This is a genomic window from Anoxybacillus sp., from assembly GCF_036834105.1.
Taxonomy (GTDB): Bacteria; Bacillota; Bacilli; order Bacillales; family Anoxybacillaceae; genus Anoxybacillus.
Genome location: NZ_DAITON010000180.1, coordinates 1 through 3,435, shown reverse-complemented (window position 1 = coordinate 3,435; position 3,435 = coordinate 1). Strand labels below are relative to the sequence as shown.

Sequence of the window (3,435 nt, the reverse complement as noted above, 5' to 3'; positions counted from 1 at the left end):
TCTTTATTTTTTTATTTCTGTTTTCTCGTATTTTCGTTATACTGTATCTATGAAAGAAAAGGGAAGAGGAGTTTGTGTATGAGTGATTATCAACAATTTATTGCGAACGTCAAACGAAAAACAGGAATTGATTTAGCGTTGTATAAAGAGGCACAAATGAAACGCCGATTAACTTCTCTCTATGAAAAAAAAGGATTTAACAATTTTGATGAATTTTTTAAGGCAATGAATCATGATCAAGCATTGTTTCATGAGTTTTTAGATCGTATGACAATTAACGTATCTGAATTTTTCCGCAATGTGAAACGATGGGAAGTACTTGAGAAAAAAATCATCCCTAAACTGCTTGAAAAAAACAAGCGTTTAAAAGTATGGAGTGCGGCTTGTTCGACAGGAGAAGAGCCGTATACGTTGGCCATCATTTTGTCCAAGTTTATGCCGTTATCGCAAGTGTCTGTATTAGCAACGGATATTGATGATAATGCGATGGCCCGGGCGAAACTTGGCATTTACATGGAACGCTCTCTTCAAGAAGTTCCAGAAGATGTGAAGAAAAAGTTTTTTGTAAAAGAAGGATCTCATTACAAAATTATTGATGACATTAAACGAACGGTCACATTTAAAAAACATAATTTGCTTGCTGATCCGTTTGATACGAATTTCGATTTAATCGTTTGCCGCAACGTGCTTATTTACTTTACGGAAGAGGCAAAACATGAGTTGTACTTCAAATTTAATCGCGCCCTTCGTCCGGGAGGGATATTTTTTGTCGGCAGCACAGAACAAATTTTTAATCCGAACGCATACGGTTTTGAAGTGGAAGACACGTTTTTTTATCGAAAAATGTAGTTGCGACCGAATCCGGTCGCTTTCTGTGCAATTCAGGGGTTACGTCTGTGGGAAAAATGTGCTATATTCATACATAATTGCTTTAAAGAGTTGAAGGGAGAGAGGACATTGCGGTACTTAACGGCTGGTGAATCACACGGTCCACAATTAACAACGATTATTGAAGGTGTTCCGGCAGGATTGACGCTTTTAGCAGAGCATATTAATGAAGACTTGGCGCGTCGTCAAAAAGGATACGGCCGCGGACGACGTATGCAAATTGAAAAAGACGAAGTGAAAATTTTAAGCGGTGTTCGTCACGGAAAAACGCTCGGTTCTCCAATTACACTCGTTGTGGAAAACCGCGATTGGAAACATTGGACAAACATTATGGGCGTTGAGCCGCTCAACGATGAAACAGAAGAAGTGAAGCGAAAAGTGACGCGTCCACGGCCAGGACATGCAGATTTAAACGGGGCGATTAAATATGGTCATCGCGATATGCGCAACGTGCTAGAGCGCTCTTCTGCGCGTGAAACGACCGTGCGCGTGGCAGCTGGAGCGGTAGCGAAACGCATTTTATCGGAGTTGGGCATTCGCGTTGCAAGCCATGTCGTTGAAATTGGAGGGATAAAAGCGGAACATACGGCGTATACATCGCTTGAACAATTGCAGCAAGTGACAGAGCAATCTCCTGTCCGTTGTTTTGACGCGGAAGCGGGGAAAAAGATGATGGCAGCCATTGACGAAGCGAAAGAAAAAGGTGACTCGATTGGCGGAGTCGTTGAAGTGATCGTTGAAGGTGTTCCTGCGGGTGTCGGAAGCTACGTTCATTACGATCGAAAGTTAGACGCAAAAATTGCCGCTGCTGTTGTCAGTATTAATGCGTTCAAAGGTGTGGAATTTGGTATCGGCTTTGAAGCGGCACGCCGTTTTGGAAGTGACGTGCACGATGAAATTATATGGAGTCCGGAAACAGGATATACGCGTAAAACGAATCGACTTGGCGGATTTGAAGGTGGAATGACAACGGGAATGCCGATTGTTGTGCGCGGGGTGATGAAGCCGATTCCGACGTTATATAAGCCGCTCATGAGTGTCGACATTGAAACGAAAGAACCGTTTGCAGCAAGCATCGAACGTTCGGATAGTTGTGCTGTTCCGGCAGCGAGCGTCGTCGCTGAAGCAGTTGTAGCGTGGGAAATTGCAAATGCGATTGTCGAACAATTTGGACAAGATCGTCTTGATCTTATTATTGAAAATGTTGAACATATGCGTCGGTACGCAAAGGAGTTTTAACGATGAAACGCATTCATATCGCTACGCCGTCGAAACGATACGACGTTGTCATTGGAAATGAATTGCTGCACATGATTGACCGCATGATTGATCGCGTCTGTCCACATGTTACAGCTGTGCTCATCGTTGCAGACGAAACGGTCGCTTCGCTTTATTTATCCGATGTGCAGCATGCGCTTCGTCAAACGTACGATCGAGTGTATACACATATTATTCCAAGCGGGGAAGAAGCGAAGTCGTTTGAACAATTTTACGCGTGTCATACGGCTGCGTTAACGAACCATTTAGATCGCGATTCACTCATCGTTGCACTCGGCGGAGGAGTTGTCGGAGACTTAGCTGGTTTTGTTGCAGCGACGTACATGCGCGGCATTCGGTTTGTCCAAGTGCCGACGACCTTACTAGCACACGACAGTGCTGTAGGAGGGAAAACGGCGATTAACCATCCGCTTGGAAAAAATATGATAGGTGCTTTTTATCAGCCGGAACTCGTCATCTATGACATTTCCTTGCTTTATACACTACCAGAACGAGAAATGCGGTCAGGTTTTGCGGAAATTATTAAGCACGCTTTAATTTATGATCGCGCTTTCTTCGGTTGGTTACAAGCGAACGTACAAAAACTAGCAGATTTGCGCGGTGACCGACTACAATATGCAATTCAAAAAGGAATTGAAATTAAAGCAACCGTTGTCGCACAAGATGAAAAGGAGCACGGCGTTCGGGCGTACTTAAATTTTGGCCATACGCTCGGCCATGCGTTAGAGAGCGAACTCGGTTATGGGGTAATGACGCACGGGGATGCGGTCGCGCTCGGCATGCTATTTGCGATTTTTGTGAGTGAACGTTTTTACAAGCAACCGCTTTTTTACTCGTCGTTTCGGGCGCTATTTCACCGTTACGGTTTTCCGACATCGCTCCCATCACACGTATCGCCTGAACGTCTACTTGCAAAAATGAAAAAAGATAAAAAATCAAAAGAGCAAACGGTGCGCATGGTGCTAATGAAAGAGATCGGGACGGTATGCGTCGAGCGCATAAGTGATGACGAATTATTGCAATGGCTATATGCGTTTGTCGAGGAAGGGGGGGAGCAACAGTTAAGATAAATTTATAAAATTATATAAAAATCTATATGAAATTTATAAAATTTATGACATCATTGCATATAGAGGTGATATAAATGAAATATTATAGTATAGGTCAATTTGCAAAACTGATAGGCAAAACTGATAGGCAAAACAGAGCAAACATTAAGAAATAGAAAGTATTTGTAAAAAATACAGAACTGCCATTGAGGTAATAGAC

General features: G+C 43.0%; 3 protein-coding genes. All 3 read left to right on the top strand.

Going from position 1 to position 3,435, the window contains the following annotated elements; all coding sequences use genetic code 11:
- Positions 1-78: 78 nt before the first annotated feature.
- The 3 genes from V7Z64_RS12430 (at position 79) to aroB (ending at position 3,236) form a co-directional block, all read left to right on the top strand.
- The gene (locus V7Z64_RS12430; RefSeq protein WP_297990939.1) at positions 79-849 is read left to right on the top strand and encodes a CheR family methyltransferase; all 771 of its coding nucleotides are present in this window, start codon (positions 79-81) and stop codon (positions 847-849) included.
- A 108-nt stretch (positions 850-957) separates the two neighbouring features.
- Positions 958-2,127: a chorismate synthase gene (gene aroC, locus V7Z64_RS12425; protein ID WP_297990940.1), complete on the top strand. Its 1,170-nt coding sequence runs from the start codon at positions 958-960 to the stop codon at positions 2,125-2,127.
- A gap of 2 nt (positions 2,128-2,129) precedes the next feature.
- A complete protein-coding gene (gene aroB / locus V7Z64_RS12420) occupies positions 2,130-3,236 on the top strand; it encodes a 3-dehydroquinate synthase (protein WP_297990941.1) in 1,107 nt (368 codons plus the stop codon).
- The last annotated feature ends 199 nt before the right edge of the window (positions 3,237-3,435 follow it).

Bases quoted from the DNA above. Each gene is read 5' to 3' on its own strand.
- V7Z64_RS12430 (WP_297990939.1), top strand. From the start codon at position 79: ATGAGTGATTATCAACAATTTATTGCGAACGTCAAACGAAAAACAGGA.
- aroB (WP_297990941.1), top strand. From the start codon at position 2,130: ATGAAACGCATTCATATCGCTACGCCGTCGAAACGATACGACGTTGTC.